Origin of the sequence: Pseudophaeobacter sp. 1A09344 (assembly GCF_041008745.1) — a bacterium.
GTDB lineage: Bacteria > Pseudomonadota > Alphaproteobacteria > Rhodobacterales > Rhodobacteraceae > Phycobacter > Phycobacter gallaeciensis_A.
Window position 1 is genome coordinate 172452 of the sequence record NZ_JAXGFS010000004.1, and the last position, 22711, is coordinate 195162.

At 62.3% G+C, this 22711-nt stretch carries 22 protein-coding genes; 16 read left to right on the forward strand and 6 right to left on the reverse strand.

Annotated elements, in window-relative coordinates; all coding sequences use genetic code 11:
* Positions 1-48: 48 nt before the first annotated feature.
* From SM765_RS08740 to SM765_RS08750, 3 genes are all read right to left on the reverse strand, one after another.
* A complete protein-coding gene (locus SM765_RS08740; RefSeq protein WP_274834305.1) occupies positions 49-1167 on the reverse strand; it encodes a porin in 1119 nt (372 codons plus the stop codon).
* Positions 1168-1683: 516 nt separating this feature from the next.
* Complete coding sequence (locus SM765_RS08745; RefSeq protein ID WP_274837154.1) at positions 1684-2238, reverse strand: hypothetical protein; 555 nt, start codon at positions 2236-2238, stop codon at positions 1684-1686.
* Between the two features lie 97 nt (positions 2239-2335).
* Positions 2336-3256 carry a LysR family transcriptional regulator gene (locus tag SM765_RS08750; RefSeq protein ID WP_274837155.1) on the reverse strand — a complete coding sequence of 307 codons (921 nt, stop codon included), beginning with the start codon at positions 3254-3256 and terminating at the stop codon, positions 2336-2338.
* Positions 3257-3379: 123 nt separating this feature from the next.
* On the opposite strand from SM765_RS08750, the gene SM765_RS08755 reads away from it, so the two are divergent.
* The 4 genes from SM765_RS08755 to SM765_RS08770 all read left to right on the forward strand — a co-directional run bounded on the left by SM765_RS08755 (position 3380) and on the right by SM765_RS08770 (position 8363).
* Positions 3380-4813: a form I ribulose bisphosphate carboxylase large subunit gene (locus tag SM765_RS08755; protein ID WP_274829180.1), complete on the forward strand. Its 1434-nt coding sequence runs from the start codon at positions 3380-3382 to the stop codon at positions 4811-4813.
* A gap of 39 nt (positions 4814-4852) precedes the next feature.
* The gene (locus SM765_RS08760; RefSeq protein ID WP_274837156.1) at positions 4853-5209 is read left to right on the forward strand and encodes a ribulose bisphosphate carboxylase small subunit; all 357 of its coding nucleotides are present in this window, start codon (positions 4853-4855) and stop codon (positions 5207-5209) included.
* A 69-nt stretch (positions 5210-5278) separates the two neighbouring features.
* Positions 5279-6082: a CbbQ/NirQ/NorQ/GpvN family protein gene (locus SM765_RS08765; protein ID WP_274837157.1), complete on the forward strand. Its 804-nt coding sequence runs from the start codon at positions 5279-5281 to the stop codon at positions 6080-6082.
* The gene (locus tag SM765_RS08770) at positions 6048-8363 is read left to right on the forward strand and encodes a nitric oxide reductase activation protein NorD (protein WP_368981489.1); all 2316 of its coding nucleotides are present in this window, start codon (positions 6048-6050) and stop codon (positions 8361-8363) included. The genes SM765_RS08765 and SM765_RS08770 overlap by 35 nt, the downstream gene beginning before the upstream one ends.
* A 2-nt stretch (positions 8364-8365) precedes the next feature.
* Here SM765_RS08770 and SM765_RS08775 read toward each other — a convergent pair whose 3' ends face one another.
* A complete protein-coding gene (locus tag SM765_RS08775) occupies positions 8366-9301 on the reverse strand; it encodes a LysR family transcriptional regulator (RefSeq protein WP_274834314.1) in 936 nt (311 codons plus the stop codon).
* Between the two features lie 91 nt (positions 9302-9392).
* Here SM765_RS08775 and SM765_RS08780 point away from each other — a divergent pair, with 91 nt between their 5' ends.
* The 10 genes from SM765_RS08780 to gph all read left to right on the forward strand — a co-directional run bounded on the left by SM765_RS08780 (position 9393) and on the right by gph (position 19267).
* The gene (locus tag SM765_RS08780; protein ID WP_274834316.1) at positions 9393-10394 is read left to right on the forward strand and encodes a class 1 fructose-bisphosphatase; all 1002 of its coding nucleotides are present in this window, start codon (positions 9393-9395) and stop codon (positions 10392-10394) included.
* A 24-nt stretch (positions 10395-10418) separates the two neighbouring features.
* Positions 10419-11291 (forward strand): phosphoribulokinase, encoded by an 873-nt coding sequence (locus tag SM765_RS08785; protein ID WP_274837159.1) that lies wholly within the window; start codon positions 10419-10421, stop codon positions 11289-11291.
* A gap of 11 nt (positions 11292-11302) precedes the next feature.
* A complete protein-coding gene (gene tkt, locus SM765_RS08790) occupies positions 11303-13303 on the forward strand; it encodes a transketolase (protein WP_274834320.1) in 2001 nt (666 codons plus the stop codon).
* The gene (gene gap / locus SM765_RS08795) at positions 13300-14301 is read left to right on the forward strand and encodes a type I glyceraldehyde-3-phosphate dehydrogenase (protein ID WP_274834321.1); all 1002 of its coding nucleotides are present in this window, start codon (positions 13300-13302) and stop codon (positions 14299-14301) included. Before tkt ends, gap begins: the two co-directional genes overlap by 4 nt.
* Positions 14301-15512, forward strand: coding sequence for a phosphoglycerate kinase (locus SM765_RS08800; protein ID WP_274837160.1), 1212 nt, complete (start codon positions 14301-14303; stop codon positions 15510-15512). Before gap ends, SM765_RS08800 begins: the two co-directional genes overlap by 1 nt.
* A gap of 9 nt (positions 15513-15521) precedes the next feature.
* Positions 15522-16577 (forward strand): class II fructose-bisphosphate aldolase, encoded by a 1056-nt coding sequence (gene fba / locus SM765_RS08805; protein WP_274834324.1) that lies wholly within the window; start codon positions 15522-15524, stop codon positions 16575-16577.
* Positions 16578-16648: 71 nt separating this feature from the next.
* A complete protein-coding gene (gene rpe, locus SM765_RS08810; RefSeq protein WP_274834326.1) occupies positions 16649-17332 on the forward strand; it encodes a ribulose-phosphate 3-epimerase in 684 nt (227 codons plus the stop codon).
* The gene (locus SM765_RS08815; protein WP_274837252.1) at positions 17322-18026 is read left to right on the forward strand and encodes an HAD family hydrolase; all 705 of its coding nucleotides are present in this window, start codon (positions 17322-17324) and stop codon (positions 18024-18026) included. Before rpe ends, SM765_RS08815 begins: the two co-directional genes overlap by 11 nt.
* A 15-nt stretch (positions 18027-18041) precedes the next feature.
* Positions 18042-18599 (forward strand): thioredoxin family protein, encoded by a 558-nt coding sequence (locus SM765_RS08820; RefSeq protein WP_274837161.1) that lies wholly within the window; start codon positions 18042-18044, stop codon positions 18597-18599.
* The gene (gph, locus tag SM765_RS08825) at positions 18596-19267 is read left to right on the forward strand and encodes a phosphoglycolate phosphatase (RefSeq protein WP_274834330.1); all 672 of its coding nucleotides are present in this window, start codon (positions 18596-18598) and stop codon (positions 19265-19267) included. Before SM765_RS08820 ends, gph begins: the two co-directional genes overlap by 4 nt.
* Positions 19268-19297: 30 nt before the next feature.
* Here the strand turns inward: gph and SM765_RS08830 are convergent, their stop codons facing one another.
* On the reverse strand, positions 19298-20182 hold the full coding sequence (locus tag SM765_RS08830; RefSeq protein WP_274834331.1) for a LysR family transcriptional regulator: 885 nt from the start codon (positions 20180-20182) through the stop codon (positions 19298-19300).
* Between the two features lie 144 nt (positions 20183-20326).
* Between SM765_RS08830 and SM765_RS08835 the strand changes: the two genes are divergently transcribed.
* Both SM765_RS08835 and SM765_RS08840 read left to right on the forward strand, forming a co-directional pair.
* Positions 20327-20947, forward strand: coding sequence for a glutathione S-transferase family protein (locus SM765_RS08835; RefSeq protein WP_274834334.1), 621 nt, complete (start codon positions 20327-20329; stop codon positions 20945-20947).
* 262 nt (positions 20948-21209) lie between these two features.
* Positions 21210-21812 (forward strand): hypothetical protein, encoded by a 603-nt coding sequence (locus SM765_RS08840; protein ID WP_274834336.1) that lies wholly within the window; start codon positions 21210-21212, stop codon positions 21810-21812.
* Positions 21813-22014: 202 nt separating this feature from the next.
* Here SM765_RS08840 and SM765_RS08845 read toward each other — a convergent pair whose 3' ends face one another.
* Positions 22015-22554, reverse strand: a complete 540-nt coding sequence (locus tag SM765_RS08845) for a hypothetical protein (RefSeq protein ID WP_274834338.1) — start codon at positions 22552-22554, stop codon at positions 22015-22017.
* Positions 22555-22711: the final 157 nt, after the last annotated feature.

Consider the following 22711-nt stretch of genomic DNA (forward strand, 5'->3'; position numbering starts at 1 on the left):
GCCCCGCAGGGCGTGTTCTCGTCTTTTGGCAGTCCGGATACCCGGGACTTAGAATTTCCAGCGCGCACCCGCCAGGATCACGTTGCTGTCCTGGTAGTTGGTCGCGGAAGTGTCCGCATAGGAGTAATCGCGGTAGGCCAGATAAGCTTCGACGTTGTACTTGTCGACTTTCTGAACGGCTGCGATGCCCCAGGATTCAGCAGAATCGCCCGAAGTAACCATGTCCGAACCATCGTAGTAGTCGACGGAGACGGAGGTGGAACCAGCCGAAATCAGGTTCGCGCTGTAGCCCAGTTTGGCGTAGGCATAGCTGCCAGCAATGTCACGCTCGCCTGCAGCAACGGTCAGCGACAGGCCGGTCGGCTTGTGCTCGACGCCGAAGGAGCCCGCGACGTCACGGATGTCTGCCTTGCCGGTTTCCTCGGTCCAGGCTGCGCCCAGAGCTGCGTCAAACCCGAAATCACCCAGCTCGTCATTGCTGTAGCGCACAGCGACGTCATAGGTTTCGCGGTCGTTGTTGGTTTTCAGGATGTCGGTACCGTAGGACGCCGAGAAGGTGAAACCGTTGAAGTTCACGGAGTCATAGCGCACACGGCCAAGACGGCTGCCGTCATAGTCCTTGAAGGCGTCGCCGACGGACACAGTGCTCAGAGCACCACCTGCGGTGCGGAACGCATACCCGCCAGCCGGGTCGGCAACCGCTGTGCCAGCAGCCAGACCGGTGCCGGAAGCATCGGCGAATGCAATGCCGTCAGAAGCCATCGAGCCCTGACCAGCCGAGAAACGGCCGTAACGCGCGGTATCGAATTGGAAGTCCACGTGGCGCAGGTTGGTGCGGGACCAGCTGACGTTGTCGCCTTTGGAGGTTTGGTTGACGCTGTAGGACGAGCGCAGACCAAATGCGGTTTCGAAGGCGAAGGTCAGCGTGTTTTCGCCATAGGCCTGCTTCAGGCGGAAACCGATGCGGGAGTTGGAACCGGAGTTGTCCACGAGACGGCTGTAGGTTTCAGCGCCATCATCGTAGTACTGGAACGCCGGGTCGAACTGGCCGTACCAGGTGAACGACCCGCCGGTGCTGTTTTCATAAGTCGGGCCTGCAAATGCAGGAGCCGCAAGCATCGCAGCCACAGTGGCAGCAATGGCTCTGGTTGTGAGTGTGGTGGTCATAAAGATGTCTCCTGACGTTTCGACGCGGCACGGCAGCCCCATCCCCGGCGGCTGCACCTCATACGTTGATTACCAAGGGCGTCTTCGCCGCAGCATCCTTGAAATTCCGGATGGACTGACGGCTGGAAACCCACGGCATGAACTGCGCGGAATGTTGCCAATCGCGCCCAGTGCCCGGCACCTTTAGGCCGATATCGCGTCTGTTTATGTGAGGAAGATCACACATCGCATGCGCTCAGTGCATTCCTGCCTTGACGGAAAAGCAGAGCTCCTCGCGACACATCAACTGTGCGTTATCACACTGAAAAATATCACGAAAAAGTAATCTCCTCCAAGGCCCGATTTAGCCCCGCCTCACCCCGCCAGACCGTCTAAGGGGAGATGCCATGAGACGTGCCCCCAGGCCGACCCCATGCAAACCCTGACCGCAAATAAAAAGGGGGCGGAGGCCATTTCCATAGCCCCCGCCCCCCCGGGCATGTCCGCTGACCCGATCGGGCCCGGTTAAGTCCAGCGCTAGATCCGGTCTGCCTGCGACAACACAAGCGTGCCGAGATCGCCCCCCCGGACCAGAGCGATCGGCGCGCGTGGCGGTGCCGCCTGCTCCGCAGCGATATCCTCTATGTCGTCAAGAAAGCTTTCCAGAGCTTGGGTCGGCTGGCCAAAGGCCTTGGACATCTTCAGCTGGTCGCGGGTCACCTCAATCAGGTCCATCTTTGCGTTGCTGTTTCCACGGGAAACCTCATATCCGGACTGCGCGAAGTCCTCTTGTAGATGGGCCTGGAAGGCCGCGCCCTTGGTCGTCAGCATCATAATAAACTTCATGTCGTCGAAACCTGCCGCCACCAATTCATCGGCCATCTGGTCAATTTCCTGCGGAGAGATATCGCTCAGGTCGTAGTTAGCAAAGATTGCATCAATCGCCTCTGCGTCAGGCGACTGCGGTGCAACATGGCTGGCAAAATCTTCTGTTTTCGCCTCTTTCACCCCCCTTTGCCCCACCAGGACATTGACAGACCTTGTGCTCGCCGGTGCATGGGTGGCAATCGTTGAAACCTGTGCGTAGCTCATATTGAAAACCTTCTGCCATTCAATGAACCGCACACTCAGCCGATATGGTAAAAACCCCCTAAAGCGCGCGGGTATAATCGGCGGTTTTCCAAGAAAATTATTGTCCCGCCACAGAGGAACCCACGCCAGCCGCCCCAGGCCCTTCCCTCAGCTGCTGCAGAAACGCCTCGGCCGCCATCGTGGGCTGCATTCCCTTTGGCCAAGCCACGTACCAATGACGCATGATCGGAAAGGACTTCACGTCTAGCTCCGTCAGATAGCTGTGGCGCAGCTCCAGCGCGACGGTAGCCCGGCTGAGCACAGACCAACCGAGGCCTGCAATCACCCCTTGTTTGACGGCCTCATTGGCGCCCAACTCCAACCGCACGGCGGGGGCTTTCCCTGCCTCTTCGAAACAGCGCTCGGCCGCCAGCCGGGTGCCTGATCCGCTTTCCCGGGTCAGGAATGGATAAACGGACAAGTCCGCCACGCTCAGCCCCTGCCGGGTGGCCAGAGGATGATCCGGCGGCGCAATGACGATCAGCGGGTTTTCGGCAAACCGTTCCACTTCGGCAGCCATGTTCTGCGGCGGCGTGCCCAGAATATAGAGGTCATCGGCATTTTGGGCGAAACGGGCCAGGATTTCCTCGCGATTGCAGACGGTCAGGGCAACCTCGATCCCAGGATAGTCGCTGTTATAGGCCCCGATGCGGGCGGGGATGTCGTACTTCGCGGTCGACACCACCGCCAGCCGCAACCGTCCCCGCGCCATACCGCGCAACTCCGCCAGGCGCATATCCAGATCCTCGGCCTCGCCCAGCATGCGCTGCGCCGACAACAACACCACCTCTCCCGCCTCGGTCAGGAACAGGGTCTTGCCCATCCGCTCGATCAGCTTGTGACCGGTCTGTTCTTCCAGCTGACGCACCTGCGCAAACACGGCCGGCTGCGTCAGATGCAGCGCCTCGGCAGCGCGAGTGTAAGAGAGGTGCTGCGCAACCTCTTGAAATATCTGCAATTGCCGAAGGGAATACCGCATATATACAGAATACCTTATTCTGAAACTAAAAACTATTCATTTCACTATATTTACCCTTTGTGGCTTTCTGATCCCAATGAAGTGGCCCGCCCCCGTCGGCGGCCAGGAGGAGGAAACAAGCCCATGAACATGCAAGCCCCAGCCAAGAAATACGATGCCGGCGTCAAGGACTACCGGTCAACCTACTGGGAACCCGCATACACCCCCAAGGACACCGATGTCCTGGCCGTCTTCAAGGTGATCCCGCAGGACGGTGTGCCGCGCGAAGAGGCAGCCGCAGCCGTGGCCGCCGAAAGCTCGACCGGCACCTGGACCACGGTCTGGACCGACCTTCTGACAGATCTCGACCACTACAAAGGCCGCGCCTACCGGATCGAGGACGTGCCGGGACAGGACGAAGCCTTTTATGCCTTCATCGCCTATCCGGCAGATCTGTTCGAGGAAGGTTCGGTCGTCAATGTCTTTACCTCCATCGTCGGCAATGTCTTCGGCTTCAAGGCCGTGCGCTCCTTGCGCCTTGAGGACGTGCGCTTCCCGATCTGGTTCGTGAAAACCTGCTTTGGCCCGCCGCACGGCATTCAGGTCGAGCGCGACAAGATGGACAAATACGGTCGTCCGCTCCTGGGCTGCACCATCAAGCCGAAACTGGGTCTGTCGGCCAAGAACTATGGCCGTGCCGTCTACGAGGTGCTGCGCGGCGGTCTGGACTTCTCGAAAGACGACGAGAACGTCAACTCCCAGCCCTTCATGCGCTGGCGCGACCGCTTCCTGTTCTGTCAGGAGGCCATCGACAAGGCGCAGGCAGAAACCGGTGAGCGCAAGGGGCACTATATGAATGTCACCGCCCCCACGGTCGAGGAGATGTTTCAGCGCGCCGAATTCGCCAAGGAAATCGGGACCCCGATCATCATGTCCGACTATCTGACCGTCGGCTGGGCCGCGCATAACTCGCTGTCGAAATGGTGCCGTGACAATGGCATGCTGCTGCATGTCCACCGCGCCATGCATGCGGTGATCGACCGCAACCCCAACCACGGCATCAACTTCCGCGTTCTGACCAAGCTTCTGCGCCTTCTGGGCGGGGATCACCTGCATTCGGGCACCGTCGTCGGCAAGCTCGAAGGCGACCGCAACGCGACCTTGGGCTGGATCAACCTGATGCGCGACAAATTCGTCAAGGAAGACCGCGAGATGGGCGTCTTCTTCGATCAGGACTGGGGCAGCATGCCGGGCGTCTTCCCGGTGGCCTCGGGCGGGATCCATGTCTGGCACATGCCCGCGCTGGTCTCGATCTTCGGCAATGATAGCGTTCTGCAATTCGGCGGCGGCACCCTGGGCCACCCCTGGGGCAATGCGGCGGGTGCTGCGGCCAACCGCGTGGCGCTGGAGGCCTGCGTTCAGGCCCGCAACGAGGGCCGCGAGCTGGAGAAGGAAGGCAAGGACATCCTGATGGCGGCGGCGAAACATTCGCCCGAGCTGAAATCCGCGATGGAGACCTGGAAGGAAATCAAGTTCGAGTTCGACACCGTCGACAAGCTGGACGTGCAGCACCGCTGATCGCGCCCCCTCGAACACATATCAAAAGGACCAAGACCAATGAGCACCATTCAGGACTACCCCTCCCGCCTGTCGGACCCCGCCTCGCGCAAGATGGAGACCTTCTCTTACCTGCCGGAAATGACCAAGGATCAGATCCGCAAACAGGTGGAATGGATCGTTTCCAACGGCTGGAACCCGGCGATCGAACACACCGAACCCAGCAATGCCTCGGGCTATTACTGGTACATGTGGAAGCTGCCGATGTTCGGCGAAACCGACGTGGACGCGATCCTGGCCGAGCTGGACGAATGCCATGCCGCCAACCCCAAGCACCATGTGCGCCTTCTGGGATATGACAACTTCACCCAAAGCCAGGGCGCCAACATGGTCGTCTACCGCGGCGAGATGGTCTGATGCCCCTTTGCTGCCCGGCGCTCCCTCGTGCCGGGCAGCAATTTCCAAGCCCAGCAGGAGGAGCCCGCCATGAAAGACATGCTTGACGACTTCCGCGTCACCGATGCGCCCTTCTGGCGGCAGACCGGCGACGAGGTGGAGCTGTTCACCGCCGCCTGGGATGCCCGCATTCCCGTCATGCTGAAAGGGCCAACCGGCTGCGGCAAGACGCGGTTCGTGGAACATATGGCCTGGAGGCTGGGCCGCCCGCTGGTCACCGTGGCCTGCAACGAGGATATGACCGCCTCGGATCTGGTGGGGCGCTATCTCTTGGATGCCGACGGCACCCGCTGGCAGGACGGCCCGCTGACCTTTGCCGCCCGCCACGGCGCGATCTGTTACCTGGATGAGGTGGTGGAGGCCCGCCAGGACACCACCGTCGCCATTCACCCGCTGACCGATGACCGCCGGGTACTGCCCCTGGAAAAGAAGGGAGAGCTTCTTCAGGCGCACCCCGACTTCCTGATCGTGATCAGCTACAACCCCGGCTACCAGTCCCTGATGAAGGATCTGAAACAGTCGACAAAACAACGCTTTGCGGCGATGAACTTTACCTGGCCCGAAGGCGAGACCGAGGCCGAGATCCTGGCCCATGAAGCCGGTATTGATCCCGAAACCGCAGGCAAGCTGGTCGAGATCGGCGCGCGCTCCCGCAATCTCAAGGGGCACGGGCTGGACGAAGGGGTGTCCACCCGGATGCTGATCCACGCCGGTCGCCTGATCAAGGGCGGGATCGCGCCGCGCGCCGCCTGTTCGATGGCGCTGGTCAACTCCATCACCGATGATCCGGATATGCGCGATGCTCTCGATGCCGCTGTTGCAACCTGGTTCTGAGACCCTGCCGGAAGACCGTGCAGAGCTGCTGAACAGCCTGCCGGCTGAGGTTGCCGAAGTCCTGCTGACCGCCCTGCCCGATGCGCGGCGCAAACTGTCGCCCCGCGCGCTGGATACATGGCTGCGCGGCTGTGACGCGCTGATGCAACTGGGCCGGGGCGCGGACCCGGTCGTGGCCTGGATCGAAGCTGCGCCCGCCCTAGCCCGCGATCTGGGTGAGGATGTCTTGGGCGATCTCTTGCCCCTGCTCCTTGGCTTTGCCTCGCGCACCTCGGGCGCGGTGATTGCGCGGCTGCTGGAGACATCTCCACAAGCCGCGATGCGGCTCGGCGATGCCACCCTCTTCATGGCTTACTTGCGTTTTCTGGAGCATCTTCTGGCCCGCGCGCCCCGCGCCGTGCGACCCATGCTGGATCACCTGTCCGAGCTGCTGGAGGTTCTGACCCTAGGGGGCTTGCGCCGCTGGGCCGACTGGGGGGTAGAGGCGCATCGCACCAACTTCAAGGAACTGCTCGCCTATTTCTCGCTTCAGACCGAGGAAAGCCGCGCCGTCATCCAGCGCGAGCGCAAGGGTACGCTTCTGGTCGATGTGCAGCGGCGGCTGATGATGTACCTGCGCGCCCTTTGGGGGCGGGATTTCATGCTGACGCCCACTGCGGGCGATTTCGAGGATCGCGCGGGCCTGCGCCCCTATTACGAGGGGTACAGCCTGCACCTGCCCGATGCGCTGGATGACTGGCAGGATGAGGCCGCGCTGGATCTTTACCGCGCCCAGGCCGCCCATCTGGCAGCACACCTCGCCTGCCTGCGCAAACCCATTCAGAGCGAGGGGCTGAATGCCTTGCAATCAGCCATGATCGGCCTTATTGAGGACGCCCGCGCCGAGGCCCTTGCCATCGCCCGCCTGCCCCGGCTGCGTGATCTTTGGGCGCCGTTTCATCAGGACACCGCCCCCGGCATCGCCGGAGAGTTCGACCGCATCGCCCGCGCGCTCTTGCTGCCGGATCAACCCGCCGAAAGCGATTTGGCGTCCTGGGTTCAGGGCGAATTCGCCGGTCTTGACCTGACGGATGCGCAGGCCGCCCACGATCTGGGCCTGCGCCTTGCCGAACGCCTGCGCGGCCAGCCCTATTCTGCTTATACCGATCATCCCTCCTGCCCCTATCGCTGCGACAACCGGCTTTTGTGGGAGTTCGAGGAACTGGAATTCGACACCGCATACGCCCCGCCGCCACAGGTGCGTAAATACGTCTCGGTCAGCGAAATGGTGAACGAGGTGGAGGTGGAAACCGCAGGCGAGGACGCGCAGGAGATCTGGGTGCAATCGGCGGAGTTTTTTGACGACGACGGTCAAAGCTTTAATGAGAAGGAAGGCCGCGAACCGCTGGCTCCGCCGGTGATGTACGATGAATTCGACCACACCATCCAGATGATGCGCCCGGCCTGGGCCACGGTGCTGGAACGGCGCCCGCGACTGGGCGACCCAACCGGGGCCGAGGCGATCCTGGCCGAACATCGCCCGGTGATGGAGCGGTTGAAACACCGGCTGGACGCCATGCGCCCGCAGGGCATGCAGCGCATCCGCAAGCTGGAGGGTGGCGACGTCATAGACATCGGAGCCGCCATCACCGCCGCCATCGACATACGCTTGGGCCGCCAGCCCGACCCGCGTGTGATGATGCGCCAGGTGCACAAGACGCGCGACACGGCCGTGATGGTGCTGCTGGATCTGTCGGAATCGACGAATGACCCCGTGGGCGATGGCTCTACCGTGATGGATCTGACCAAATCGGCCTGTGTGCTGTTGTCAGAGGCGATCAACCGGGTCGGCGATGCCTTTGCCATCCATGGCTTTTGCTCGGACGGGCGCGCGCAGGTCTACTATGAACGGTTCAAGGATTTCGACCAGCCGTGGGAGGATCTGGCCACCGCCCGCCTGATGGGGGCAAAGGGGCGGCTCTCGACCCGCATGGGAACGGCGATCCGCCATGCCACGGCGCAGATGAAGCGGGTAAAGGCCACGCGCAAGCTGATGCTGGTGCTGACCGATGGCGCGCCCGCCGATATCGACGTGCGCGATCCGCAATACCTGCGCGCCGACACCCGCCGCGCGGTGGAGGAAGCCAGCCAAAGCGGCATCACCCCCTTCTGCCTGACACTGGACCCCGGTGCGGATGCCTATGTGCAGTGCATCTTTGGCCCACGCGGTGCGATGATTCTGGACCGGGTCGAGCGCCTTCCCGAACGGCTGCCGCAGCTTTATGCGGCGCTGACCCGCTGAGATCACAAAGTTATCTGCGGCAGGTAAACACCTGACAAAGCGTCTATTTCCTGTGCACACAGCTGGGTTGCCGGTGACACGTCCTCGCCTTCGGCGGCCCCCGTGATCAGGTACCAATGCCGCATCACCGGCAGGCCCAGCCCCCTGAGCAGCGCCAGCCGCCCCGACGCCAGTTCGTCATGCACCGTGTGCAACGACAAGAAGGCGATCCCCAAACCCGCCAGCACCGCCTGCTTGATGGTCTCGTTCGAGGGCATCTCGACCTTCTTGGGCGTCTGCCCTTCCCCCATGCGTTCAATGAAGCGTTCCATAAGGATACGCGTCCCCGACCCTTCCTCACGGCTGAGGAACGTCTCCTGCATCAGCCGGTGCGGCTCATATCCGTCCTCCTGCGCGAGGGGATGGTCGGGCGGCAGGACAATCCCGTGCGGATGCGGACCCAAGGGGATCGCCCGATGGATCACGGTGCGCGGCGGTCGCCCCATGATGGCGAGGTCATATTCCCCACGGCCCAGCGCCTGCATCACCTCGGATCGGTTGGCAACCCGCAGGGAAATTTCCACATCCGGGATTCGGTCCTGCAACAGCCGCACCAGCCGTGGCACGAAATATTTCGCGGTGGAGACCGTCCCGAGCACCACATGGCCTCGCCGTCCCTCTGCCAGCGCCAGGATCTGACGTTCGGCATGCGACAAATTCGCCTCGATCCGATGGGCGGCGACCAGCATCTCCTGCCCGACGGCGGTCGGGTGAAACCCGGTGCCATCCTCTGCACGCTCCAGCAACACCTCACCAACTGCGCCCTCCAGATTCTTGATTTGACTATGAATTGTTGGTGGGGTTTGGTGCAGAAGATCTGCCGCCGCCGTCAGGGAGCCGGTTTCTGCCACCGCCAGCAGCGCGCGCAATTGTTTGAGGGTAAGGGCGTCACGGCGCATCTTCGAAAATTCCTAACATGGGTTCGCAATTTTTAAATTCCTTAAAATTTCATTTCTTTGCAAGTTCCGATTCCAGAGGGAGGAGGACCCCATGAAAATACTTGATGAGATACCGCAGGGTGCCGACACCGCGTTGGTTGCAGAACTCGACCGGCTGGCCGGGGTGGCGGCCTCGCTTGCGCGGCGCATCGCCCGCGGCGGTATCGACGAAAACCTCGGCGGCGCTGCTGGCACCAATACGGACGGCGATGCGCAAAAGGCGCTGGACGTGATCGCCGACGAGGCCTTCATGGAAGCCCTCGCCCAGGGAGATGTCCGTCACTATGCCTCGGAAGAGCAGGACAGCGTGGTCACCATGAACCCCGAAGGGCAGTTTGCGGTGGCGATTGATCCGCTGGATGGGTCTTCCAATATCGACACCAATGTCTCGATCGGCACCATCTTCGGCATCTACCCGGCGGCTGAAACACCCGAAGCCTCTTTCCTGCGTCCGGGCCATGATCTTCTGGCGGCGGGCTATGCCATCTTCGGGCCGCAATGCGCGCTGATGGTGACCCTTGGCGACGGAGTGTGGAAATACGTGCTGGATCCCGAAACCGGTCAGTTCCACCTGTTGGGCAAGCTGGACATGATCACGCCCGATTCCCGTGAATACGCGATCAACACCTCCAACTACCGCCACTGGGGCAAAGCCATCCGCGCCTATATCGACGACCGCGTTGCTGGCAGCGATGGCCCGGCGCGCAGCGATTTCAACATGCGCTGGATCGCCTCCCTTGTGGCGGAAACCCATCGCATCCTCACCCGCGGCGGCATCTTCCTTTATCCCGCCGACAACCGGAAGGGCTATGGCCAGGGTCGTCTGCGCTATGTCTACGAATGCGCCCCCATCGCCATGCTGATCGAACAGGCGGGCGGACGCGCCACCGACGGGCTGGAGCCGATCCTTGATAGGGTGCCGGACGCGCTGCACATGCGCACGCCCTTCGTCTTTGGCTCGGCAAACAAGGTGGCGCGGGTCGCCACCTACCACGATCTGCCGGACGAGGAGACATCCGCGCTCTTTGGCCTGCGCGGGCTGTTCCGCGCCTGACCCCAAAACCTTCAGGACATCGATATGAGCATCAAGCACCCGATCATCAGTGTCACGGGATCCTCCGGGGCTGGCACCTCGACCGTGAAAAAGACCTTTGACCAGATCTTTCGCCGCGAAGGCATCAGTTCCGTCTCGATCGAAGGCGACGCCTTCCACCGCTACAACCGCGCCGACATGCGCGCCGAGCTGGAGCGTCGGCAGGCCGAGGGCGATCACACGTTTTCGCATTTCTCCTATGACGCCAATGAGCTGGGAGAATTGGAGCGGGTCTTCCGCGAATACAGCCAGACGGGCAAAGGGCGCACCCGCACCTATGTGCACGACGCCGAGGAATCGGAGAAAACCGGTGTGCCGCCCGGGGAATTCACCGCCTGGGCCCCCTTTCCCGACGATTCCGACCTTCTGTTCTACGAAGGGCTGCATGGATCGGTGGTGAATGACGAGGTGAACCTTGCCGCGCTGGCGGACCTCAAGATCGGGGTGGTTCCGGTGATCAACCTCGAATGGATCCAGAAGATCCACCGCGACCGGGAATCGCGCGGCTATTCCACCGAGGCCGTGACCGAGACCATCCTGCGCCGGATGCAGGACTATGTGCATTGCATCTGCCCGCAGTTTTCCGAGACCGACATCAATTTCCAGCGCGTGCCGGTGGTGGATACCTCCAACCCCTTCATCGCGCGCTGGATCCCCACCCCGGACGAAAGCCTGGTGGTGATCCGCTTCAAGAACCCGCGCGGTATCGATTTCCCCTATCTGATGTCGATGATCGAGGGCAGCTGGATGACCCGCGCCAACAGCCTGGTGATCCCCGGCGGCAAAATGGATCTGGCGATGCAGCTGATCTTTACGCCGATGGTGATCCGCCTGGTCCGCGAAGCCAAACGTGCCTGAGGAGACTTCTCATGAATGTTCAAACCCCGGTGAAAGCCGATGAAACCCTGATGGCCAATGCCATCCGCGCTCTGACCATGGATGCGGTACAGGCTGCGAACTCCGGTCACCCCGGTGCGCCCATGGGTCTGGCGGATGTGGCAACGGTGCTGTTCAACCGCTTCATCAGGATCGACCCAAGCAGCCCCGACTGGCCCGACCGCGACCGTTTCGTGATGAGTGCGGGACATGGCTCCATGCTGGTCTATGCGATCCATCACCTGCTCGGTTACACGGATATGGACGCCGACCAACTGCGCAACTTCCGCCAGATGGGGGCGCGCACGGCGGGGCATCCAGAATACGGCCATGCCGCAGGGATCGAGACCACGACCGGCCCCCTGGGCCAGGGCATCTCGACCGCCGTCGGCATGGCGCTGGCCGAACGCATGATGCAGGCGCGGTTTGGCGATGATCTGGTCGATCACTACACCTATGTGCTGGCCGGGGATGGCTGCCTGATGGAGGGGATCAGCCATGAGGCCATCGATCTGGCCGGGCACCTTGGCCTGTCGCGGCTGATCGTATTCTGGGACGACAACCGGATCACCATCGACGGGCCCACGGATTTGTCGACCTCGATGAACCAGAAACAGCGGTTCGAGGCGGCAGGCTGGCACGTGCAGGCCGTGGATGGCCACGCACCCGAGGCGATCGCCGCCGCGATTGCTGCCGCCCGCGCCGATGACCGCCCGTCGATGATTGCCTGCCGCACGGTAATTGGCAAAGGCGCGCCCAATATGGGTGGCAGCCACAAGGTACACGGCGCCCCCCTGGGCGCGGAAGAGATCGCAGCCACCCGTGACGCCCTTGACTGGCCCCATGCTCCGTTTGTTATCCCCGATGGTGTGCGCAACGCCTGGGAAGACGTGGCAAAACGCGGCGCCAAGGCCAGGAAAGACTGGCAGGCACGCAAGGAGCACTCACCAAAGGCAGCGGAGTTCGACGCGGCCATGGCCCCGCCAGATGCAGAGGCGCTACACGCCGCGATCACCGCCTATAAGGCCCGCCTCAGCGCCGATGCGCCAAAGGTCGCAACCCGCAAGGCTTCGGAAATGGCGCTGGAGGTGGTCAATGCCACCCTGCCCAATCGCATTGGCGGCTCCGCGGACCTCACGGGATCGAACAACACCCGCAGCAGCGCCATGCGCCCGGTGACGGCACAAGATTTCAGCGGCGATTACATCCATTACGGCATCCGCGAACACGCCATGGCAGCCGCCATGAACGGCATCGCCCTGCACGGCGGGTTCAGAACCTATGGCGGTACTTTCCTCGCCTTTGCCGATTACTGCCGCCCCGCCATGCGGCTCTCGGCCCTGATGGGGGTGCCCGTCACATACGTGATGACCCATGATTCCATCGGCCTTGGCGAAGATGGCCCGACGCATCAGCCGGTCGAAACCATCGCATCGCTGCGCGCGATGCCGAACATGAACGTGATCCGCCCCGCAGATGCGGTGGAAACCGCCGAAGCCTGGGAAATGGCGGCCACTTCGGACACCACCCCCACGGTCTTGTGCCTGTCGCGCCAAGGCCTGCCCACCCTGCGCCGCAACCACAGCGCCGAGAACCTGACGGCGCGCGGCGCCTATGTGCTGCGCGGCGGCGGCGCGCGGGACGTGACCCTGATTGCCACCGGATCGGAAGTAGAGATTGCCATGGAGGCCGCCGATCTGTTGGAAGCAGACGGGATCAAGGCCGCCGTGGTCTCCGCCCCCTGTTTCGAGGCTTTCGCGGCCCAATCCCCGGACTACCGCGCCGCCGTGCGTGGCAGCGCCCCCCGGGTCGGCGTCGAGGCCGCCATACGCCAGGGCTGGGAGCTGTTCCTGGAGCGTGGCGACGGCTTTGTGGGGATGAGCGGCTTTGGCGCCTCCGCCCCCGCCGAGGAGCTTTACCGCCACTTCAACATCACGGCTGAGGCCATCGCCGCCTCGGCCCGCCGACAGATCGAGAAAAGGACGAAGGCATGACCACGAAAGTCGCCATCAACGGCTTTGGCCGAATCGGACGCTGCACCCTGGCCCATATCATCGAAAGCGGTCGCAACGACATCGAGGTGGTGAAGATCAACGCCACCGGCCCGATTGAAACCAACGCGCATCTTCTACGCTATGACAGCGTCCACGGGCGCTTCCCGCACCCCGTGGCCGTCAATGACGACACGCTGGATCTGGGCCGTGGCCCGATCAAGGTCTTCTCCACCTACAACCCCGAGGAACTCGACTGGAGCGGCGTCGATGTGGTGTTGGAATGCTCCGGTGTCTTCAATTCCAAGGAGCAATCTTCGGTCCACCTGAAACAGGGCGCGCGCCGGGTGCTGATCTCGGCCCCTGCCAAGAACGCCGACCGCACCGTGGTCTATGGCGTCAATCACCGCGATCTGCGCCCCGAGGAGAAAATCATCTCAAACGGCTCCTGCACCACCAACTGCCTCGCGCCGCTGGCAAAGGTGCTGAATGACGCCATCGGCATCGACAGCGGCATTGTCACCACGGTGCATTCCTATACAGGCGATCAGCCGACGCTGGACCGCCGCCACAAGGATCTCTATCGCGCCCGTGCGGCCTCGATGTCGATGATCCCCACCTCTACAGGTGCGGCCAAGGCCATTGGGGAGGTACTGCCGGAACTGTCGGGCCGTCTGGATGGATCCGCCATTCGGGTGCCCACCCCGAATGTATCAGCCGTCGATCTGACCTTCATGGCGGGCCGTGATGTGACCGAGGACGAGGTGAACGCCATCATGGCCGAGGCCGCAGCAGGAAACATGCAGCAGATCATCAGCTACGAGACCGAGCCGAAGGTCTCGATCGATTACAACCACGACAGCCATTCCTGCAATTTCGCTGCCGACCAGACCAAGGTTCTGGGCGCGCGTCTGGTGCGGGTGATGGCCTGGTATGACAACGAATGGGGCTTTTCCTGCCGCATGGCGGATACGGCCAATGCCATGGGGAGACTTCAGTGATGGACCTGCCGCAGATCGATCTTACCTCGGTCAAGGGCCGCCGCATCCTTGTACGCGCCGACCTCAACGTGCCGATGAATGAGGACGGCACAGTCAGCGATGACACCCGCATTCGCCGCTTTGCCGATGGGATGAAGCCCCTGCTGGCCGCAGGCGCGCGGCTGGTGATCCTGACCCACTTTGGCCGCCCCGAGCCGGGCGCCGAAGCCGGGCCGCATTCCGTCGAACCGCTGATACCAGCACTGGCACAGGCGCTGGGCCGCCCGGTCCGCTTCTGCCCGCACCTGATCGGAGAAGAGCCAGTCGCCCGCAGCCGGGGTCTGACGGATGGCACGGTCATGCTCTGCGAGAACCTGCGCCTGCATGCCGGGGAAACCGCCAATGATCTCGCCTTTGCCGCGCAACTGGCCAAGCTTGGCGATATCTACATGAACGATGCCTTCTCCTGTGCGCATCGTGCCCATGCTTCGACCGAAGCCTTGGCGCACCTGCTGCCCGCCGTGGCAGGCCCGCTGATGATCGAAGAGATCGAGGCCCTGTCGGCGGCACTGGAATGCCCGAAACGCCCCGCCGTGGCGGTGGTGGGCGGTGCCAAGGTCTCCAGCAAGATCGCGGTGCTGAAGAACCTGGTCCAGAAGGTCGATCACATCATCATCGGCGGCGGCATGGCGAACACGTTTCTTTTCGCAGATGGCGCGCCCATGGGGCGCTCGCTGCACGAGGCCGATCAGATCGACACCGTGCGGGAAATCCAGGCAGTGGCGCGGGCGGCGGGCTGCGCGCTGCATCTACCCGAGGATGTGGTGGCCGCCTATGATTTTGCCGCCGGTGCAGCCTATGACATCACCCCGGCAGATGCCTGCCCGACAGGCGCCATGATCCTCGATGCCGGACCGCGCGCGCTGAAACGGTTCCAGTCGGTGCTCACCTCCTGTAAGACGATCCTGTGGAACGGGCCCTTGGGGGCGTTTGAACTCTCTCCCTTTGACCTTGCGACCCGGCACCTGGCACAGACCGCAGCCGATCTGACCCGGCAAGGGCTGGCTGTTTCTGTCGCAGGTGGCGGAGATACGGTTGCGGCCCTGAACATGGCCGGTGTATCTGGCGATTTCACATATGTCTCCTCCGCCGGGGGGGCTTTCCTGGAATGGCTGGAGGGTAAGACGCTCCCCGGCATTGCGGCGCTGCAAGGCGCGGCAGAAGCGGCCTAAGAGGTTTTCATGGCACTTATCACTCTTCGTCAACTGCTCGACCATGCCGCCGAACGCGGCTACGGCGTGCCCGCCTTCAACATCAACAACATGGAGCAGGGTCTGGCGATCCTGAAGGCCGCCGCGAAATGCGACAGCCCGGTGATCCTGCAGGCCAGCCGGGGGGCGCGCTCTTATGCCGGCGACATCATGCTGCGGCACATGATCCAGGCGCTGGTGGAAATGTATCCGCAGATCCCGATCTGCATGCATCAGGACCACGGCAACAACGAACAGACCTGCCTTTCGGCGATCCGTCACGGCTTCACCAGCGTGATGATGGACGGCTCGCTTGAGGCGGACATGAAGACGCCGGCATCTTACGACTACAACGTCGAGATCACCGAGCGCGTCTCCCGCATGGCCCATTGGGTCGGTGCCTCTGTCGAGGGCGAGCTGGGCGTGCTTGGCTCGCTGGAAACCGGTGAGGCGGGCGAAGAGGACGGATCGGGCGCGGTGGGCAAACTCAGCCAGGAACAGCTTCTGACCGATCCCGATCAGGCCAAGGACTTTGTTGCCAAGACACAAGTCGATGCGCTTGCCATCGCCTGCGGCACCAGCCACGGCGCCTATAAGTTCAGCCGCAAGCCCACCGGCGATATCCTGGCGATCAGCCAGATCGAGGCGATCCACGCCAAGATCCCCAATGTGCACCTGGTGATGCACGGCTCCTCCTCCGTGCCGCAGTACCTTCAGGACCTGATCAACGAATACGGCGGCGAGATGCCCCAGACCTATGGCGTGCCGGTCGAAGAGATCGAGCGCGGCATCAAGTCGGGCGTGCGCAAGGTCAATATCGACACGGATAACCGCATGGCGATCACCGGCCAGTTCCGCAAGGTGGCACAGGAAAAACCGACCGAGTTCGACCCGCGCAAGTTCACCATCCCCGCGATGGAAGAGATGGAAAAACTCTGCCTTGACCGTTTTGAACGCTTCGGCACCGCGGGCAATGCCGCGAAGATCACGCCGATTGATCTCGATGAGATGGCAAAACGCTACAGCAGCGGCGCGCTGGCGGTCTGATCCCGCCGAGACGCAGCACATTCGGGGGGCGTTCGCGCCCCCTGCCCCTCCCCGATATGACGAGGCTCCCGATGTCCTTTGACCGCAGCGTGAAGATCGCGCCCTCCATCCTCTCTGCCGATTTCGCCAACTTCGGGCAGGAGATCCGCGCCATCGAGGCCGAAGGCGCCGACTGGGTGCATGTGGACGTGATGGATGGTCACTTCGTCCCCAACCTCACCTTTGGCCCGATGGCGGTGAAAGCCTTCCGCCCGCATGTGAAGACGGTGATGGACGTGCACCTGATGATCGCACCGGTGGACCCTTACATCGAGGCCTATGCCGATGCGGGCGCCGATGTGCTGACTGCGCATATCGAGGCCGGACCCCACATTCACCGCACCCTACAGGCCATTCGCGCGTCGGGCATGAAGGCGGGCGTTGCCCTCAATCCCGGCACCCCGGCCGAGGCGGTGGCGCATCTTCTGGACCTCACCGATCTGATCTGCGTGATGACGGTGAACCCTGGCTTCGGCGGGCAGAAGTTCATCGACATGACGAGCAAGATCACCGACCTGCGCCAGATGATCGGCGACCGCCCCGTGCATATCGAGATCGACGGCGGTGTTGATCCCACCACCGCCCCTAAGGTGCGCGCGGCAGGTGCCGATGTGCTGGTCGCCGGATCGGCGGTCTTCAAGGGCGGCTCGGTCGACAACACGGGCATCTATGGCGACAATATCCGCGCCATCCGCGCGGCGGCCAATGCCGCTTGAGGCGCTGATCTTTGATGTGGACGGCACCCTGGCCGAAACCGAGGAGCTGCACCGGCGTGCATTCAACGAGACATTCGCCAAAGAAGGCCTCGACTGGCACTGGAGCCAAGACGACTATCGCCGCTTGCTTCAGACCACCGGCGGCAAGGAACGCATTGCCCTCCACATGCGTGACCTTGACCTTGCCTCCGCAGGCATCGACATTCCCGCGCTGCACAGGGGCAAGACGGAGCGCTATGTGCGCCTGATGGGCGACGGCGGGTTAGACCTGCGCCCCGGCATTGCCGGGCTGATCACAGAGGCAAAGGATGCAGGGCTGACCGCGGCCATTGCCACCACCACCAGCCGCCCCAATGTCGATGCCCTTTGCCATGCCTGTTTCGGCGCGCCTGCCGACAGTATTTTCCCGGTCATTGCCTGCGGCGACGAGGTCGCTGCAAAGAAACCCGCGCCGGATGTCTATGAGCTGGCCTTGAAACGTCTGGACATCGCCCCGGAAAACGCCCTTGCGTTTGAGGACAGCAGCAACGGGTTACGCAGCGCCGACGCCGCCGGACTGGCCTGTATCGTCACCCCGTCGGTCTACACAGGCGACGATGATTTCACCGGCGCCGAATGCGTGGTCCCGGATGTCACTCACCTCGGCGGCATTGAGGCGCTCGCCCCCCTTCTGCCCACGGCGCAAACCGTCTGACAATAGGATCAAGATATGGCCGTCTCCCCTCCCGTTTGCGATTTCGGCTGGCGCGCGCCGGATTTCCGCCTGCCCGCCACCGATGGCAAGACCTACAGCCATACGGATATCGCAGGCCCCAAGGGCACGCTGGTGATGTTCATCTGCAATCACTGCCCCTATGTGATCACGGTGCTGGACAGGATCGAACGGGATGCCCGCGACCTGCAAGCCTTGGGCATCGGGATGGCCGCGATCTGTTCCAATGACGCGGAAACCTATCCCCGCGACAGTTTCGAGAAGATGGTCGAACTGGCCCGTGACCGAGCCTTTCCCTTTCCCTATCTGCATGACGCAGATCAAAGCGTCGCTCGCAGCTGGAATGCCGCCTGCACACCGGATTTCTTTGGCTTCAACGCCGCAGGCACGCTGCAGTACCGGGGCCGCCTCGATGCATCGGGACGCAATCCGCCGCCGGAAGGCGCCCGGCGCGAATTGTTTGAGGCCATGCGACAGGTCGCAGACACCGGCCAGGGCCCGGCGGATCAAGTGCCGTCGATGGGCTGTTCGATCAAATGGAAGGATCCCGCATGAGCCGCGCAATCGTTTTCGACCTTGACGGAACGCTGGTGGACAGCGCCGCCGACATCCACGCCGCCGTGACCCAAATGCTGACAGAGTTTGGCACGCCGCCGCTGACGCTGGCGCGGGTGACCAGCTTTATCGGCAATGGCATACCGAACCTTGTCCGGCTGGTCATGCGCGACAGCGGCATCCCCGAAGCCGATGAGAACCTAGCCATCACCCGGATGATGGCGTATTACGCAGCGCATCCCGCCGACCTGTCGCAGCCCTATCCAGGCGTGACCGACTGCCTTACGCGCCTGCAGGAGGCTGGCATTCGCCTTGGCGTCTGTACCAACAAATTCCGGGCCCCGGCGCTGCAAATCCTCGAAGCACTGGATCTGATGCAATATTTCGAGGTCGTCGTAGGCGGTGATACTCTGCCCGTCCGAAAACCCGACCCGGCCCCCTTGCACCACGCCTTTGAAGCCCTGGGCGGGACCTCGCGCATGTATGCGGGCGACAGCGAGGTCGATGCAGAGACGGCGCAGCGGGCGGGCATCGACTTTGCCCTTTTCACGCAGGGTTACCGGAAAACCCCGGTGGATCAGCTGGTCACGGCCTGCACCTTCGACGCCTTCCGGCATCTGCCCGCTATCGCAGACCGCGTCATGACGGTCAAAGCCGGGTCGGTCTGACCTGCCCCGCCGCCGCCCCCGGCAGGTGCTTCACCCGCCAAATGCTCCGGCCAGATGATCGATCAGCGCCCTGATGCGCGTGGTCAGATGCCTGTTGGGCGGGTAGACCGCATAAAGCGGCATATTCACCGTGCCCCGATCCGCAAAGAGCTGCTTCAGCTCGCCGCTCTCCAGAAAAGGGCGTGCCGCGTATTCCGGGACCCGGCCAATGCCCCGCCCCAGCGCTGCCATATTGACCACCGCGCGGGGGGAATTCGCCCTGAAATCCCCAGTGACCGTGACCGCGATCTGACGACGCCCCTGGCTGAAGGTCCAGACCTCTGGCTGCGACGAGGCTGTCATCAGCAGGCAATTATGTGTCGACAGCGCGTGGGGTTCCTTTGGCTCGCCATGGGCCGCCAGATAGGTGGGCGATGCGGCCACGACCACCGGCATATCGGTCAGCTTGCGCGCCACCAGCGAGGAATCCTTCAGCGTGCCGAACCGCACCGCAAGATCGACGCCTTCCTCAAGGATCGAAATATGCTGGTCAGAGAGCACAAGTTCGATCCGCACATCCGGATGCTCGGTTTGGAACGGCTGTAGCGCCTGCACCAATTCGCGGCTACCAAGCCCGGTCGGGGCCGTGATGCGGATCGGACCGACAAGCTGCTGCTGGCGCTGCTGCACCACGTCCTCAAGCTCTTCGAACTGATCAAGCAGGGCGATGCAGCGTTCCAGATAGGCCTGTCCGGTGTCGGTCAGAGTGACGCTGCGCGTGGTCCGGTGCAGCAATTGCGCGTCCAGTCTTTCCTCAAGCCGGGCCACATATTTGCTGGCCAGTTTGGTGCTGATTCCCACCTGCCGGGCACCCGCGGTAAAAGAGCGTTGCGCCGCCACGGCAGCAAAGGTGCGCATACAATCCAGCGTGTCCATTCTATGGAGTTCCTTGCATATTTTTTGTCGTCAATCCGTACATTATACTTCGTCAATTTCACCGGTTATCCTCACAATATGGCGAGTTTACCTTTGCCTTGTCGATAAGCCGCACAGGCATCAGACAAAGGAAGGAAACCCCAAATGTCCAATTCAATCCGTATTCACGGCTTCCCGCTCTCCGGCCACTCCCACCGGGTAGAACTGCTTGCGAACCTCGCCGGCATCGCACATGAGGTCATCACCGTTGACCTCGCTGCAGGCGCCCACAAGGTAGAGCCGTTCCTGTCGCTGAACCCCGCCGGTCAGGTGCCGGTAATCGAAGACGGTGACACCGTGATCGCTGACTCCAACGCCATCCTGGTCTACTTGGCGCGCAAATACGCACCGTCCTTCCTGCCCACCGATCCGGTGCTGGAAGCCGAGGTGCAGAAATTCCTCAGCCTGGCAGCTGGCGAAATCGCCTTTGGCCCGGCTGCAGCCCGTCTGATCAACGTCTTCAACGCACCCTTTGACGCAGAATTCTGCGCGGCAACCGCCGCCACCGTCTTTGGCAAGATCGAGGCGCATATGGAAGGCCGTGCATTCCTGGTGGGCACCGAGCCGACCATCGCCGACATCGCCATCTATTCCTATAGCGCGCATGCACCCGAAGGTGGCATCTCGCTGGAAGCCTACCCGAACCTGCGTCGCCTGCTGGCCAATATCGAAGGTCTGAAAGGCTTCAAAGCCATGCCCGTGACCAAGGTCGGCCTCGCAGCCTGATTGGTGTGGCCGTGGCGTCTATTTCGGCGTGGCGCCACGGCCCCCTCCATATGCCCGCCCCACTATCGGGGCATGTCTTGCAGGCAAACCGACATCTACGTCACCCAAATTGCCTGCTCCGTAGTGGTCCATTGGCCGATATCCATGCGCAAGAGTACCGCTCAACAACTCAGTTACCGCGCATTTCCGAACCGGTCGAAGGTCGCTTGAAGGTCCGGCAACCTTCCCTATAACGCGCGGCATGTCAGCAAAGATATTTTCAATGGAGCCGCGGGAGGGCGGCGGCGCCCGGTTTGTGCTCAACTACAAACACATCGGTCGCAGCGGAATTCAGCGTATTTCCTGTGATCTGACACAGACCGACCTTCTGCAAATGGTGCTATTCGCCGAAGCGCTCAACCTGCGCAATCGCCTCGGCCCCTCGGCTGCATCGGATGTGGCGATCGATGGGTTGCAGGTCTCCTTTGTCCCGGCGCAGCGGGAGCTCATTCTTGAGCGGCAAGCTGGCTACTCCCAAAAGACCGCCCGCATGCCGGTTGACGTCTTTCTCTCCGAAATGGCGGGCATAACCGACATTTGCCTTGCCCGCGCCGAGACGTCAAAGAATGGACCTGCCCTGAAGAGCATGCTGGCGGAGTGCAGACCGCCAGCAGAGTTCGAAAGGCTGTTGGGGCTAGACCTAGCTGATCTGGCTATGCACCAGCTGCGGGAGATTGCGCTGCTGATCCTAGCGCAGGACGCCGCCACCCGCGGCTCTGCGCTCGCGCGCAAGCTGCGCGGAAGGAAATCACAGGATCAAGCGCGTGAGGCGGTCATCGGCCTTGTTTTGACGCTCGCCGCTGAATGTGTGCCCGGCTCCACCTAGAGAAGCCCCCCAAGGCGAGCAGCCCGCTCTCGGCTCAGGCGCCGCCCAGCGTTTCTCTGCTCTGCGGTGCCATAACCCCAACGAGTAATACCGCCGCAAACGACCGCCGTATGCCGCGGTTAGGGTGAAAGGTCGATGCACCGCCGGGGTGTCGCGTCGCGGTACACAACTGAAACGCCGACATATCCAGACTTGAGGAATTTCAAAAGGTATGGCAGCCCGGAACCTCCAACTGAGCGACCATCGGAAGTCGATAACCACAATGCCGCACACAGACCGTCTCCAAACCGATTGCTCGAAATGCGCAGCCCTTTGCTGTGTTGTACTGGCTTTCGACAAGGGCGAAGACTTTGCTTTCGACAAGAACCCTGGCGAACCTTGCAGGAATCTCTCGGGGCATCGCTGCAGCATCCACGAAAAGCTGACGCAGGAAGGCCTGAAGGGGTGCGTTGCCTATGATTGTCTGGGTGCCGGTAACCGCGTGATCCAAGACGTATTCGGGGGGCAGACTTGGCGAACCGAGCCGCGCCTGATGCGTGTGATGATGGAGGCTTTTCATGGTATGTGCGAGGTTCATAAGCGTATCGACCTGCTGCGTGCCGCTGGGACCCTCCCCCTGAAGCCACAGGACGAGCAGATCCGTTGCAGCTTCCTTGACCGCCTCGAGGATGACCACTGGAGCGGCCCCGACCTCCACGATTTCGAGGTCGGCCTGGCGCTTGAAATCGACATTTTCATGCACGGGGTTCAGCGAGAGTTTCCAACCTTTCTGTCCGAATCTCCTTAAACCTGGAACCTGCAACGTTTTCAGGAACTGTTTCGGCCGCGCGGGCCTACGTGGGTCAGGTGCGTTAGTCGGGACCTGGACGATGCAACAGGACGTCAACCAGCCGCCGCTA